Origin of the sequence: Citrobacter sp. XY323, from assembly GCF_025106035.1 — a bacterium.
In the GTDB taxonomy this organism is placed as follows: domain Bacteria; phylum Pseudomonadota; class Gammaproteobacteria; order Enterobacterales; family Enterobacteriaceae; genus Citrobacter; species Citrobacter braakii.
Window position 1 is genome coordinate 180643 of record NZ_JANYUK010000006.1, and the last position, 14030, is coordinate 194672.

Sequence of the window (14030 nt, forward strand, 5' to 3'; positions counted from 1 at the left end):
AACTTGCCCATCCGCAACCAAACTCCAGTTTGGAAGAGCAGTGACTGAAAATATTACTCTTCAAACAACTTCTCCAGGCATTTAACTTCTTGTAAAGCTTCTTTATTCAGGACATCAAAGTACAACCAACCATTATTGTTATTTCCAGTCAGATCTATTTTCCAGTTGGTCTTTACGTACCAGGCCAAAGCAGCGCGACATGTAACAGAATGTACATTACCGCTGATCGAAAACTCGCGGGAGATTTTATCTACAATCTCAGGTCGAAGATCCTTTTTGAATGCAATGATAAAGGTAACCTCCTCATTCCATTCTCTGTCCGTCAACTCTGCAACTGTCGGCAGTATCGATTCCTCTTGCTCAACATCAAAAATTCTCGATAACTTAAAGTTTTTAAACCCACTCAGTTTTGGATCCGAATCGTTTCGATCATAAGCTCTGAAGTACCAGTTTTTCCGATCTACAAATAATGCTGATGGAAATAGTATCCGTTTGCCATGCTCGCCACTTTCTGAGCCATATGTGCATTTGATCGCATAGCGGCCTTTTATTGCCCTGGTGACAACATAGACCTGTTCTTCCTTCAAACGCTCGGGTAGATAAAGCGGGTCTATCTCATCAATCGGCAGCATCGGACGTTTTTGCATCAGCTCCGAACGAGAGAAACCATACTGGATCAGATTCAGCGCCGTATGAACACTAATCTGCACCAATGGAGTATAGGTACCATGAGAAATAATCGTCCTTTTGGTTGCCGTATCAATACTACAGTTATCTGGCTTGAGTTCCCGATATAAAGCAAGATCTTTTGAGGCTGCAGCCTGTGCAACTTTGAACTCAGCCATAATTTCGGCCCTGGATATGCTGCCGAGGTAGCGTATACACAAATCGATGTACGCCAGTCGCTCTGCCTGAGGAAGCGAATAGGCTTCAACAAGCAGTTCCAAATGAACGTCATGAAATTCTGTCATCGTAACACTCCGATAGATGATACATTAAGTATACTGTCAATTATTACATATTGATCTACTGCTTGCAATGAGTTAGGATTGACACCTGTTGATAAATTGATCATCAGCAGTATCGTTCTGGAGGAATATTTGGATAGAACAATTGTTCTGTATGAGTATTTCTTCTGGAAGGGATGGTGAAGGTTGTTTGCAGACAACCTTCACCAGAAAAACAAAACCTCTGCGGAGGAATAATCCGCCACTTGAGCCCTGCTAATCGCATTTCGAGTATACGTTATTCACAACGTAATCGACAAGCGTGGCTCCAGTAACGGTACCAATAAACCGATTTGGAGTAACTGATGGAAAAAGTAACCGACCAGTATTCACCCGAAATTGCGCGGCACAAGCTCAATGCTTATTTTTCAGGCAATTTCATCATGCTTGACGTGATAAAGCGTTTGCAAAAATCAAGCCTGTGCGTATTTGCAGCCTTATGTGATGGAAAAACGATCACAACTGCAGGGTATGAAATTAATGCCGATTTTAGCGTTAAACGAGCATCTGCGGTCATTCACTCCTTGAAGCTGAAGAATCTCCCTGTCTCAACAAATTCCGTTTCAACGGGCTCTGATGTTGGTGGAATCACCAATCAGGCGGTTTTTTTCATCAGTAAAGAGGATCTTCATTCTCTGAAATCCGAACCGGAGGAGATTATGAGGAAATGCGCAAGGTTACACGCGCAACATAAACGTTCACATGCACAAAGGGACATTGCTCGTCTATGCAAGGAGTTTGGCAAGGAAGCGATACTTAAATTAGTAAACCAAGCTGCAGCCAACCCTAAGATGCCTCCTGATGGGATGGGTACATGTTAATCGTGTTAGGGGCTGTTTGCCCCTTTTTACACTAACTACAATAGCTGGATATCAAGGATATTTAAGGAGAGATTAACGTTTATGGCTACCCTCGTTTTTTCCTATTCTCATGCAGATGAAGCCTTGCGTAACGAGCTCGAAACGCATCTCTCACCGTTAAAACGCATGGGAACAATCAGCGCGTGGCATGACCGACGTATTGCTCCTGGGCAGGAATTTGAGCATGAAATAGATCGCTATTTCGCCGAAGCCAATATTATTCTGCTGTTAGTCAGTAGCGACTTCATTGCATCGGATTATTGCTGGAATATTGAAATTAAGAATGCAATGGCGCGGCATGAACGAGGAGAAGCGATAGTCATCCCGGTGATTTTGCGCAATTGTGCCTGGCACAATCTTCCTTTTGGTAAGCTACAGGCCGCAACCAAAGATGGGAAACCGATTACTCAGTTTCCCAGTCATGATGACGGGTTTGTGCAGGTTGTTGATGCAGTATCAAAGGCTGCTGCCCGTATTGATACCAACAATTCAACCCAAGTGCCCCACGCTTCAACTTCATCAAAGGCTCAACTATCACCGTCAGTAAATACAGTTTTACAGCCCCGATCTGGCAACCTCTCGCTTCCAAAAACATTCAGCGATCTCGATAAAGATCGGGCTAGCCGTGAAGGTTTTGAGTATGTTGCACGCTATTTCGAAAACTCTCTCTTCGAGCTAAAACAACGCAACCCAGGTATAGAAGTGGAATTTCAACCGGTTGACTCCAGCGCGTTCACCTGCGCGATTTATTTACACGGTACCCGGACGGGGCAGTGTGGGGTCTGGCGTGGTGACAGACTCCATGGGGTAGGCTCAGTCTGTTTCAGTCATGACGGCATGGTTCGAAACAGCTACAACGAAAGTTTAAGTTTGGCGGATAACGGTCAGTCTCTGGGTTTTCGCACGATGATGGGGTTCTCCGGAAACAGTCATAACACATTACTGACTAATGAAGGTATGGCAGAACATTTGTGGGATATGTTCTTCAAATCCGTAAAACAACGTATGTCCTGAGGACCGGGAGGCAACAATGGTACAACTCAATCTGGTAAAAGTACTGCTGTTGAGCAATGAACGCACTGGCGATGTCCGCTATGAGATTTTCTCGAAGGAAGGTGAAAATCCTGACTATCCGGAGAAAATCATCGTTTATCGTGAGGGAAATATCGGTGAGCATGGTGAGCATGGCTGGATCAAGACTGACGATGTTATAAGTCTTGAACACTTGGGATTTCAAACCGGTAAGGGATTCCAGACAGCAATAACCTATCACATGCGCCCTGCACGAGATATATGTTCAGCAATAGCTGAATGCCGACAGCACTTTCAGGAAAAGTTTTGTTCTGATAGATAATAAGGGTCTTGTAAAGCACACTCGCGTTCAGTTCTTTCGCGGAAAAGTCGGGAGTTATTGATTTCTGCTCTTGTAATCAGCTCAGCATCACAGTGAGCACCAACATCAAAGAAGACGTTAAGAAGAGGTAGCTACAACGCTGATATTCAACGGAATGCGCATCAATCCGTTAAGGATCTGAAACGTATAAAGGCAGCTGCAGGAATACAATACAGATCACGTGGGTCCTCCAAGCTGACAGCCATTATTCAAGACCGATGTCGCAGCAGTAATTGAGTTGCCAACTGGATTCTTCAATATTGTAAATGCCCGTCCCACATGAAGCACAGTATTTATCCCCACTGTAATGAGCACTGCACCAGACACAGTACCAGGAGCTTGTTATCACCGGTACATCCAATCCGTCGATAATGCTGCGTAACTTTCTGTGGCGAGTTTCCGCGTTGACTTCCGGATCCAGATGGGCACAGCTCATCTGTACATGTTGCGCCACTGAGCGCTGGTCGTGTTCAAACCAGGCCAATAGCTTGCATGCAGCGCCAGACGACAGCCACATGAGGCGCAGCTCCATAAATATGCCGGTGCGCTCATGGCTTCGTCAGCCGTCACAAAGTGACCTCTACGGTTATTTGCTAGATAACATTTCAGCATGCGCATATCACCACCTCCGCAGGCCAGGTGCTCCCTCGTCCGTGCTACCGTGGTTTAAAGCGAGCGCGTGAAGCTGCTGGATATGTTCGACAGACCGCGCAATCAGGGCGACCATCACACCATTTCCGGTCGTGGCATCCTGTTTATCAAAAGGTTTTCCGACACCCAGTGCCGTCGTATTATTACCGTTGAATACGCCCCACCATGTGATCTCCTCATTCCGGCCGCCACGGGGATATCCCAGCAACTCCATCAGCGGATCGTAGAATCTAATGGCGCGTGGCAGGCCGTTGGTTCCCAGCATGATTTAAGAAAACACTGGCTCTCCTTAATGGATTCAGGGGTGAGTGTAGATAATCAGCTCAAATCATTCATCTGCTTTATGAGCCCAGGCGGGCATTGCCGTCAGGTAACGCTTTGCTCGCTTCCGAGCTTCCTCCGGGCCGACTTTTTGCCAGGAATCAAGGAAGCTGGCTAAACCTGATACCGCTTCTTCCCAGGGTTTGAGATTGCCGTAGCTGTCGCTGCAGTACGTACAATATTGATCACTGGCACTGTGTGCATCGGGTGCCGACATCGGCATTCCGCAAGCCTGACAGAACTGTTCATGTTGTGACATATGATGCTCCTTATGGTAACGTGCTGATTAATAAACATACAGAGTATGTATTGTGTAGGTGATGCATCAGATCAAAGCCAAGGCGAAGCCCCCGGTATCTCCAGTCAGAAATACCGGGAACCTGTTGTTACTTGGCGATGAGCGCGAACACGCCCCAGCCAAAATATTCCCGCGCGTACGTTACGTGGCGTTTCGGCGAGATGTTTAGCTCGGCCCTGACTTCGGCGGCGAAATCGTCGTCAGGATTGGCTTCCAACCAGCGGCGCATGGTCAGCCATTTCGCGGCCTCATACCGATCCCAGCCTTCCTGGTCCGCCAGTACCATTTCCACCACGTCGTAGCCGAGGTCGTCAAACGCGCTGACAAGCCCAGGAAGCGTCAGGAAATCGCTTGTCGAGCTGACGCCGCAGGCCTGGGCTATCTCGTCCGTTGCCGGAAGCTGGCGCCAGTAAGGTTCACCGATGAGCATGATGCCGCCCGGTTTAAGGCTCTGCGCCAGCAGTTCGACTGTCCCGGCAAAGCCTCCGGCAATCCAGGTCGCGCCGACGCAGGCTGCCACGTCACATTTTTCATTGGCGACGTAACCCGCCGCATCATTATGAATAAAATGTACGCGTTCGCTGACGCCGAGTTCTTCGGCGCGGCGTCTGGCCTGCGCGGTGAAGAGCGAACTCATGTCGATGCCAGTCCCCGTAATGCCATGATCCCGGGCCCAGGTGCAGAGCATCTCGCCCGAGCCGCTGCCGAGATCAAGAATGCGGGAGCCCGGCTTCATACGCAGCACGCGACCCAGCGTGGCGTACTTCTCTTCGGTGAACGGGTTATGGATGCGGTGTTCACTTTCGCTGATGGTAAAAATACGTGGGATATCCATTATTTAATTCCTGTTATTGGGTTAAGCACCAAAAAGGGCACAACAAGATTGTTATTCACGCCAGTGCTCCGGTTTCATCAGGGCCTGCGCGCACTGGATGTGGCCGGTCACGTTCATGGGCTGAGCGGTGAGTGATTGCATCATCCAGCAGGCTTTGTGCTCCTCCGGGATGGGATAAGGTGCCGGATAGCCTCTGTCTCCGGCACAGGGTTCGAACCCATGTCTGGGGTAATAGGTGGCGTGGCCGAGAACAAATACTATCTGGCAGCCCATCGATCTCAGGTGCTCGATGCCAGTGCGTATCAACCGTCCTCCCACGCCCATCCCCTGGTATTCCGGTATGACCGCCAGAGGAGCGAGGATATGCATCAGCGGTGAATCCATTTCCCCTTTGAAGGTTGCCCGGGTAAATAAAATATGCCCGACGGCTTTGCCTTCATGTCGGGCCAGCAGCGATAACGCAGGGCGCGCGCTTTCATCCTCAAGTAAAGAGGCCGTTAAATCGGCTTCTTTGCTGAAGCCAAATGCGCGGGTTTCGACTTCCCGGATATCACTGGCATCACTTTCATCTGTGATTTGAAAAGTGAAGTGGTGTGCTGTCATAGAAACTCTCCTTAGCGATTATCGAGCTGAGCGCGAACGTTATTCAGCCCGGTAGTGTTAATTCGATAGGGCTGACCATTGACGGACTTGATAAGTTTTTTGGTTTTGAGTTTTTTGAAGACGGCGAGCGTGCAGTCGGTCAGCAACAGCCCTTCGCGGCTGTAGCATTCAACGGAAGTGACGCGGCCTGAAGAATCGCGGACGTGCGCAATACGTCCACCTTTAGCGAGAACGTGTAACGTACGTTGTTCCTGACGGGATAAATTCATACTGAAGAACCTGTTTAATCATCATGTGCTAAACGTGCAAACACACAGCGGTGTCCGCATTCGATTTCGGCGCATTGATAATCAGTCCGGCCTGAAAAGGTCGGTAAGCTGATTATCGGATGATTACATTCTCCAGCATCAAAGCCTCGGGTAGAGTTGAAAGGTATTTACGGAGCGAATAATAACACGAAGTTTTAGCAGGGATATGTTTCAGTAGAAAAAGTGTGATGTACTTCGGAAATCGAACGCCAGCTCATTTACTGAAAAAAGGCAGGTGCACTGACGAATGCAGGTTTTAGTACCCCTTATATGGCCTCATTGGCTTTTCCCCTCCGGAGGTTATTCTCCTTTTGTTAAATCCAGAACATAAATATGCTCACCCTCTTCAATGCCTGAAAAGTTGAAGCCAATCCTGATAAGTAATTTTATTGAAAGGGTATTTTCCGGATTCACACCGGCTTTGATGAGTGAAAAACCGTTCTCTTTTATCCAGTCGATCGTGGCGGTAATTGCTTCAATTGCATATCCCTGGCGAGCATAAGCGGGACTGATGGTATAGCCGAGCCAAAACACATCGCATTGCTGACGTAAATAAATATCACCAATCAAAACCTGCGTCAGCTTGTTGACAATGGCCAATTGAATACCGCGAGCAGGTGTAAGAACTCCCAGCAACTCTGCTTCATAGTCCTCTTTTGTTAGCCCCTTAAATCCCTGATATTTCATCCACTCAGCATCATTACGATACACCATAAAACTTTCAATTTCGTGTGACTGAAATGGTCGAATGATGCATCTTGACGATATTATTTGCATAAGGCTTCCTGTTTAGTGATTCTCCTGCCCCAGTCTCTGCGACTACAAGAGTTACCGCCTGACGCTATGCCCGACGGCTACTCTCTGACTATGTCCGGTGCGTCGCCGCTTTCATACACAACACGAAAACTGTCAGTTTGATGTTCAACCCTCATCGGCATAGAACACAAACGCCAGCTTATTCCCGTCCGGATCGCGTACATAGGCACTATGGAATCCCTGTCCGTATTGTGGCCTGTGCCCCGGTGTACCTTCATCCCTAGCGCCCAGACTGATAGCAAGTTCGTACAACTGCTGGATGTGTTCAAACGAGTGGGTATTCAGTGCGACCATCGTGCCATTACCAACGCTCGCTGGTTGCTGGTTAAAGGGCCTGCCGACGCACAATCCGATGGTATGGTTATTGCAGAACGTCCCCCAGGATGCGCCTTCTTCATTACGGCCTGCCTTTGGATGTCCAAGCAATTCCATCAGCGGATCGTAGAACCTTATGGCGCGCTCTAGATCGTTAGTACCCAGCATCACGTAAGAAAACATAAACCCTCCTTAATCTCTTTTGCATTATTGCTCCTGGCAGCCTACCGGTGATACTGACTGCCCCTGGTGCTGCTTGCCCAGTTTAAGCAGACCGGAAACCAATAGATGACGGCTATACCGGCTAGCAGTGCCGCGTAGTGGAAGGTCATCCTGCCGCCAGCAGAAAGTAAATCCATCGAGTTGCATCACCGGAAAGAGTAAATGCGCTCTAAGCAAGAATACAGGCGGATATCGGCATCTCATAGGCCTGACAAAACTGTTCGTGCTATGTCATAACACGCACCTTCTGTCGTTTAATTGTCTACTAAATATACAGATTTGCTGCGCGGCGTTTAGCGGGTCAGATCAAGAGATGCTGCTGATAACATTATGAATATTGACTCAACTCATATGTCCAATGAATGCCGCTTTGATAGTCTTACTGTATCTCTTTGGTCGTTGACAGGATTGTAACGTTGGAAATCTTTTTTTAACCCGCTGAAAAATAACTCTTAAATATTTTTCATACAAAAAATTCATGGTCCGTTCAGTACGGATCCGATTTTGTATTGGTTAAAAAAGGTACGTTATGAAAGTTACATGGACTGTCACGCCTGTGGGGTATCAGCGCATTGCGAAACGATGCCCTTCTTGCAAGATTAAACGGGACTTCACGGCGTCAGGTGCATTTCGGGTTAATTCTCAAAAGAAGCTTCTGGATGTATGGAGTATCTATAAATGCACGCACTGCGATTACACCTGGAATATCTCCCTGTTTTCTCGTCTGCACGTTAGAAAAATTGACCGCCAGCTTTATCATCGGCTAATGACAAACGATGCCGCCACGGTACAGCACTTTGCAAGTGATATCGCGACGCTGAAGCGGAACAACGCAGAGCTATCGGGTCGGCTTGGCTTTACCGTTCAGGAGCGCTGGCAGTTAAGCATCACCGCCCACCAGCGGGTTCGCGTTAGTGTCAGGATCTCCCGTTCATTTCAGGTAAGTCTGCTGTCGATTTTGAAGCAACAGCTCGTGCTGAGTGCAGGTGAAATTCTGAAAGGGGTTGAGGCAGGGCAGATCAGCGGCGTTACGATGAAGATGCTTAAATCGAGAAAGCTGAAGGCAGCGGAATATGAATTCCAGCTGTCTGCGGAAACGTTATATGCCAGGCGCAGGATTGTTCTGACGCATCGTTAAAAACATGAAGCTCCCCTGAGGTAATAAACGCCCGTGTGGTAGCGGTTCAACATAATGCCAAATAGGCCGGGGATAGGGGAGCTTCAGTTTTTCAGCTTCAGAATGGAGAACTTTAGTGAATGGGGTGATAAACGATATCGCTTGAATTGAGCCGAGTCTGAATGGTGCTTTAAGGATTGGGGTATCGGCAAAGGCGTAGCTTAATTGAATGGGTTGTATCATTGGCCGCGCGAATCCGTAATGCGCTGCTGTAACCATAATTCGACTTCACTCTGTCGCCAGCGGGAGCTGCGGCCCAGCTTAATTGGTCTCGGAAACAGGCCATCTTTTATCAGCTTGTAAAACCATTTATCTGTCAGCCCCGTTAGCTTCGTGATGAACCGCATATCCACCAGTTGATCATCGAGCAAAGAAATTTGTTCTGTCATGATGCTGTCTTCCATTGTGGGTTTATCCTGAGCTGGTGGGTGATTGCTCGTTACCACCAGCCCTTCCACATCAATGGATTGATACGTAAAAAAGTGCAGAACGTGAGTTATACCGCGCGAGGACGCCCCAATCCGCTGGGCGACGGAACCTCACTGGCTCCGTAGTGATAGTGACCGTGCTTTTGTTCTTCTTTGGCAAGGTAGCTGATGATGTAGCGCAGGTTATCGATGGCTTCGGTATCATCGTAGTTCACTGGCCTATCAATACTGACTTCATAAGCGGGCTTGTATTCGCAGCGGTTGTAATAGCCTTCTCGTTGCGTGATTTCCCGCCATATTGTTCCGACTCTCTCAGCTATTGGGTAGGTAGCCTGATTAAGGTGCCTGTCGAGATAGAACACGATATGGGCATGGCACCCGTGGTCTACAGAGTTCTCAAGTACCCAGAAATACCCAGCCAGATTTGTGTGCTGCAGGGTGCGTTCAACCAGCATGCGCACCTCTCGCTCTGTTTCGTTCCATGAATGACGTTTAAAGGGCTCTGTACCTTTTTGATAGAACAGGTCGAGTCTGAGTGCCTGTATTCGGGAGTATCGGTTCAGTAGCTGATTCAGGTGGTCATTGATCAGAGACAGTAGAAACCAGTTCATCGTATATTTGGGGTTAAAGGGGTAAGGTGTGTGCATTGATTTATCCTTTGTCTGGAGGAGTACAAAGGATTGGGATGAGATGTAATTTTTAAGAGAAGCGGGGATACGGCAGATACAGGGAGCCGTGTATCCAGGGGAATACAGGCAGGGTTGCTTGTTGGGGGAAGGAGCTATGGACAGGGTGGTATAGAAACAGGAAGTTCCCTTAATTATACTAAAAACCCAAATGTTCATATCTGCTGGTGAACGATTCTAATGAGGTGAACAGAGGAGGATCCTAGAGTAAAAATCACAGGAATAACGCAGTAAAACATCAGAGTATTATCAAAATAAAATCAGTAAGATATCAGTTAAAAATCAGTCATCCTTCAGGTCTGTGACCCGACTCCACCAACCAAAAAGGTACTCATGCTAATCTGTTTTTGGGAGTCAGAAACAGAGGGAAAGGCGATGTTGCATTACGATATGATCCGCAGCGAGATAATGTACCTAAAAGCGCTGGATAGTTTTTTCAATACAGATCACTCGTTACTGTGCAGTACTTATGATACGCCGGATGATTTTCGACGCTTGATCTCTCAGATACTTGAACGACATTTTCTTGGCGATCAGGACAGAATCAAAGCTGCGCGGAAAATACTTAAAGAATGGGCCGACCTGCAACTGATTGATAAAGATTATTTTGATTGTTTCAAAGGTTCAACAAGAGCATCGTGGTTTGCTCACCATTATATTTTTGAATACCCAGTAAAATCTGCAGGGTTGACACTTGGTGGATTGGGGAATGACGTCGGTTGTGCAGGTGGTTTTAATTCTCTTTTAATGGACGACAATATCTTCACAAATCTTGATTTCTCTAATTTGAATATTGATTTGGACGATATTGATTGGGATCTGATAACTAATCCACAGGCTACCGCTTCGAAAAAACCGAAACGTGTTTTCTCCCGATTTTATCTGAACGCGGGAGCAAGTACCTATCTGTACAACCCCACTCCGGTAACTGAGCGTGAACTGATCAACGGTATAATGAGGTACATTGATGAAGCTCCATGCTCCCTTGGAGATAAGATCTCTTATTTCAAAAAGCTGCATGATCGGTGGCTTGAGCAATACGATTTTTTTCTGACAGACTTTGACTGGATGTCCCGCGATGATGAAACTCAGTTAGTATATCTCTGGGACTATCTCAAAGGAAAAAAACGAATAGCAGGCTATCTTCGCCCATATAACACGTCTATGCGTTATGACATGATTATTGCGGCTATAGATGTGTGGAATGTCCAGCCTGAAGAGAAGCTGGAGTTTATTGAGAAGATGAAACATGCATGGCAGGCATCAAAATCTTATCGGCGATCCGCTAAATAGCTTTATGATCTCAGTGGTTTGTTCGTCTGATTTCTCTGTATTGTTATGTATCTGAATCGACCAAGGTTCTATAGCTACCTTTCTCTTGTCCCGTTATGTACAGAGCACATAGTCGAGGTATGGAAATTAGAACGTTTACTTCTGGCTCGAAGCATACAAGCTAGCTCTGAAGGTCCGCTATGAGCGAGGAGCGGACATTGGCCCTGTATGCCTGACGATATAGTCACCAAACTACCAGTCTATATTTTTATTCATAGCATCCCCGTGCACCTTCTCAGTAAAGGACGAAGCACGCTATGTTACGTTTCAAAGAAGCCTCTTCGCCTTAGTTAATGATAAGAGGCTATTCAAATACTGTTCTATCAGCGATTCAGGAACCAAAAACAACGATTATAGTGAAATGCCATTGATTGTTATGCATTCAACTATTAACAAATGAATTTAATTTATCATAAAAAACAGACAATTGAGCATCAAAACCATGTTCCAAAATCGTAAAAATATCCTCCTGGGTCAGGTTATGGTCTTCACGCCTCTCCTGCAACTTTTTCCAGTAGGCTTTAGATTTTGCATTATCTGGCGCAACATCAGGAAGTTTATAATATGCATTTTCTTCTTTATATTTTCTAAAGACCTCATCTTCAATGTCATCGTAAGGACTGATAATTACATCTGCACGGTGACCATATTTTTGTTTAGAATCACCATCCAGAACGGCTATCGCATTTTGGGGGGAGCAGATAAATCCAGTCCTGGCATTACGCTTCATTAAATCAACGACGTTACTACAGCCACCGATATAAATAACCTTAACCCTGTTTTTAGTTTCTATAGTTGAGAGTTTAAGATTTATGTAACTTTCAAGTGTCACATCTTCGGTGAAAATATATTTATCAAAGCCTTGAAACCCAAACATTTCAAATTGAATAAAGCTGTATGAAACCAGATTATAGTTTATAATTCCGTTTTCATTTTTAAGGTAAATAATAGGGGTGCCATATTCATAGATGGTCTTCATAATTGCGAGTGAGTGTGTGGTGAAAAGAACTTTCTTATTCATTTCCACGCAAATATTTCTGACTGCACTCATTAGAGAAACCTGTGCGGAGGAATCCAGTGAGACGTCTATTTCATCAATAATAATAAGCTGACTGGAGGAGGTTATCATTCTGAAAATACTGATGACAAAAAACTCTCCCGAACTAAAATAATCTTCGCGGATATAGCGGTTGTTATCAAGCGGTAGAAAATAATAGTTCACACCTTTAATGGTAACGAACTTCAAATTGTCGAATTTATTTGTATCTTTGTATACAGCACTCAAAAAAGATATTAATTCATGTGCATCCTGATAATCATTTTTTATGTACATTTCCCTAAGCGTCATGTCGATGTTACCCAAGGCGGGAAAATCAGAGAACCGTTTTCCATATGGAATGGGCAGTTCGACATTTATAAATGTTTCATCCCGAAGAATATTTTTGGTATCAAGGTCACCGTCATTAAACCTAAAAGTGTAAATATCATCGTTAATTTTAACGTCTATTTTTGTCTCTTCGCTGATACTAAACACGGATGACGTTTTGCTCACGATGGCAGTGTCCTTGAGCAGGGCCAAGGCTTTAATGATGGAAGTTTTACCAACGCCATTCTTACTTGTCATACAGATTAGCGGGTCGCGAGTGAAGTCAAAAGACACGCTGATGTTGGCGAGATGCTGAAGCTCTCTAATATCAACACTAAGAATCATTTGAGCAAGTCCTTCCCTTTGAGCAACTTACTAATGATAGAGTTACCGTACTTTTTCCGGAGGTGAAACAGGTAGTCCTGATCAATATTATTGATTTGGCTCAGCACACCTGCGATTGATAAAATCGATGACATTTCATCTGCTCCGGTATAATTGACCAGTTTATCTCTGTCGGTTTTGAGCAGATGCAGCTTTACTTCAATATCCGTTTTGGTTGCTTTGCTAACTGTCATTTTCCCGTCGTTAAGTATGCTGATCCCCAAAATCTTTCTTTCATATTTTTTCGTGATAACTTTTGTTTTTTTATGATTGATTGAAAGTTTTAGTAATGGGTCTGATGAAAGTATGGATTTAAGGTCAGTTGTAATTGTGTCTTTAGATATTTCATGTTGAGATGAAATAATTAAGTCATCCGCGTACCTGCTATATATATAGTTATTATTATGACAGTAGGAATCTATAAGATTGTCATAATCGTAGAAGCAGAAGTTACTGATTGATGGAGAGGATGAAAACCCAATAGGCAAGCGATTATCAATCGTACATAGGAATACAATCCTTTTGATGTTATCCCTTACCTCTTCAGCGTCAACCGTACGTATAGTTGCACAGTACTTTGATAGCTTATTGGACACTACATCACCGCTGATTGAAGGAAAGAAATTCGATATATCCGTTTTAAAAATAAACTCACTATTACAGTGCGGTCGTACTGCGTCGGTAATATTTACTTCTTTCCGGTAAGAGAAAACGATGTCTTTCCTCACAGGCATTTCGCTGAATACAAATCGAGAAAGAAAAGTATGAATCAGCTTTAGCCTCGCGGAGCACTGATAAAGTTCAGTTTTAGCTCTGCTGAGGGGAATCAGGCGTACTTCGTCTTCCGTACGGAGGGTGTGGAAATCGGCAAAGTTCTTTTTGTTATTGAAGTAGGAATTGAACACACTCTCCAGGCTATTATCTTTCATTTATCCTTTACCTGTGATTAGTATGATAAAGCCGTCAGTAGAATGTACTGAAGCACCTGCGGCCCCATAAATTATTAAGGCCCCCAAGAATCACTTCAC

General features: G+C 45.4%; 15 protein-coding genes and 3 pseudogenes. 5 read left to right on the plus strand and 13 right to left on the minus strand.

Features of this window, described 5'->3' with window-relative positions; genetic code table 11:
• Positions 1-53: 53 nt before the first annotated feature.
• Positions 54-971: a WYL domain-containing protein gene (locus N0B36_RS10385; RefSeq protein ID WP_125275871.1), complete on the minus strand. Its 918-nt coding sequence runs from the start codon at positions 969-971 to the stop codon at positions 54-56.
• A 341-nt stretch (positions 972-1312) separates the two neighbouring features.
• Here N0B36_RS10385 and N0B36_RS10390 point away from each other — a divergent pair, with 341 nt between their 5' ends.
• From N0B36_RS10390 to N0B36_RS10400, 3 genes are all read left to right on the plus strand, one after another.
• Positions 1313-1828, plus strand: coding sequence for a hypothetical protein (locus tag N0B36_RS10390; RefSeq protein ID WP_259687732.1), 516 nt, complete (start codon positions 1313-1315; stop codon positions 1826-1828).
• A gap of 81 nt (positions 1829-1909) precedes the next feature.
• Positions 1910-2881 (plus strand): toll/interleukin-1 receptor domain-containing protein, encoded by a 972-nt coding sequence (locus tag N0B36_RS10395; protein WP_259687733.1) that lies wholly within the window; start codon positions 1910-1912, stop codon positions 2879-2881.
• A gap of 16 nt (positions 2882-2897) precedes the next feature.
• Complete coding sequence (locus tag N0B36_RS10400) at positions 2898-3221, plus strand: hypothetical protein (protein WP_259687734.1); 324 nt, start codon at positions 2898-2900, stop codon at positions 3219-3221.
• Positions 3222-3465: 244 nt separating this feature from the next.
• Here the strand turns inward: N0B36_RS10400 and N0B36_RS10405 are convergent.
• The 8 genes and pseudogenes from N0B36_RS10405 to N0B36_RS10445 all read right to left on the minus strand — a co-directional run bounded on the left by N0B36_RS10405 (position 3466) and on the right by N0B36_RS10445 (position 7590).
• A pseudogene (locus N0B36_RS10405) lies at positions 3466-3878 on the minus strand (putative zinc ribbon protein).
• 10 nt (positions 3879-3888) lie between these two features.
• Positions 3889-4176: pseudogene (locus N0B36_RS10415) on the minus strand (VOC family protein); the annotation flags it as partial.
• A gap of 63 nt (positions 4177-4239) precedes the next feature.
• Complete coding sequence (locus N0B36_RS10420; RefSeq protein WP_153852676.1) at positions 4240-4491, minus strand: zinc ribbon domain-containing protein; 252 nt, start codon at positions 4489-4491, stop codon at positions 4240-4242.
• Between the two features lie 127 nt (positions 4492-4618).
• On the minus strand, positions 4619-5365 hold the full coding sequence (locus N0B36_RS10425) for a cyclopropane-fatty-acyl-phospholipid synthase family protein (RefSeq protein WP_060175516.1): 747 nt from the start codon (positions 5363-5365) through the stop codon (positions 4619-4621).
• Positions 5366-5420: 55 nt separating this feature from the next.
• Positions 5421-5968: pseudogene (locus N0B36_RS10430) on the minus strand (GNAT family N-acetyltransferase).
• An 11-nt stretch (positions 5969-5979) separates the two neighbouring features.
• Positions 5980-6237 (minus strand): YjhX family toxin, encoded by a 258-nt coding sequence (locus tag N0B36_RS10435; protein ID WP_001054379.1) that lies wholly within the window; start codon positions 6235-6237, stop codon positions 5980-5982.
• A gap of 339 nt (positions 6238-6576) precedes the next feature.
• A complete protein-coding gene (locus N0B36_RS10440; protein ID WP_072413939.1) occupies positions 6577-7053 on the minus strand; it encodes a GNAT family N-acetyltransferase in 477 nt (158 codons plus the stop codon).
• A 144-nt stretch (positions 7054-7197) separates the two neighbouring features.
• Positions 7198-7590, minus strand: a complete 393-nt coding sequence (locus N0B36_RS10445) for a VOC family protein (protein WP_185922543.1) — start codon at positions 7588-7590, stop codon at positions 7198-7200.
• A gap of 568 nt (positions 7591-8158) precedes the next feature.
• Between N0B36_RS10445 and N0B36_RS10450 the strand changes: the two genes are divergently transcribed.
• Complete coding sequence (locus N0B36_RS10450) at positions 8159-8767, plus strand: DUF1062 domain-containing protein (RefSeq protein ID WP_259687737.1); 609 nt, start codon at positions 8159-8161, stop codon at positions 8765-8767.
• Positions 8768-8985: 218 nt separating this feature from the next.
• Here the strand turns inward: N0B36_RS10450 and N0B36_RS10455 are convergent, their stop codons facing one another.
• Both N0B36_RS10455 and N0B36_RS10460 read right to left on the minus strand, forming a co-directional pair.
• Positions 8986-9195: an AlpA family transcriptional regulator gene (locus tag N0B36_RS10455; RefSeq protein WP_259688178.1), complete on the minus strand. Its 210-nt coding sequence runs from the start codon at positions 9193-9195 to the stop codon at positions 8986-8988.
• 107 nt (positions 9196-9302) lie between these two features.
• Positions 9303-9881 carry an inovirus Gp2 family protein gene (locus N0B36_RS10460; RefSeq protein ID WP_259687738.1) on the minus strand — a complete coding sequence of 193 codons (579 nt, stop codon included), beginning with the start codon at positions 9879-9881 and terminating at the stop codon, positions 9303-9305.
• Between the two features lie 414 nt (positions 9882-10295).
• On the opposite strand from N0B36_RS10460, the gene N0B36_RS10465 reads away from it, so the two are divergent.
• Positions 10296-11213: a hypothetical protein gene (locus N0B36_RS10465; protein WP_039567658.1), complete on the plus strand. Its 918-nt coding sequence runs from the start codon at positions 10296-10298 to the stop codon at positions 11211-11213.
• Positions 11214-11634: 421 nt separating this feature from the next.
• Here the strand turns inward: N0B36_RS10465 and N0B36_RS10470 are convergent, their stop codons facing one another.
• Together N0B36_RS10470 and N0B36_RS10475 are read right to left on the minus strand one after the other, a co-directional pair.
• On the minus strand, positions 11635-12963 hold the full coding sequence (locus N0B36_RS10470; protein ID WP_259687739.1) for an ATP-binding protein: 1329 nt from the start codon (positions 12961-12963) through the stop codon (positions 11635-11637).
• The gene (locus N0B36_RS10475; RefSeq protein WP_259687740.1) at positions 12960-13931 is read right to left on the minus strand and encodes a reverse transcriptase family protein; all 972 of its coding nucleotides are present in this window, start codon (positions 13929-13931) and stop codon (positions 12960-12962) included. Before N0B36_RS10475 ends, N0B36_RS10470 begins: the two co-directional genes overlap by 4 nt.
• Positions 13932-14030: the final 99 nt, after the last annotated feature.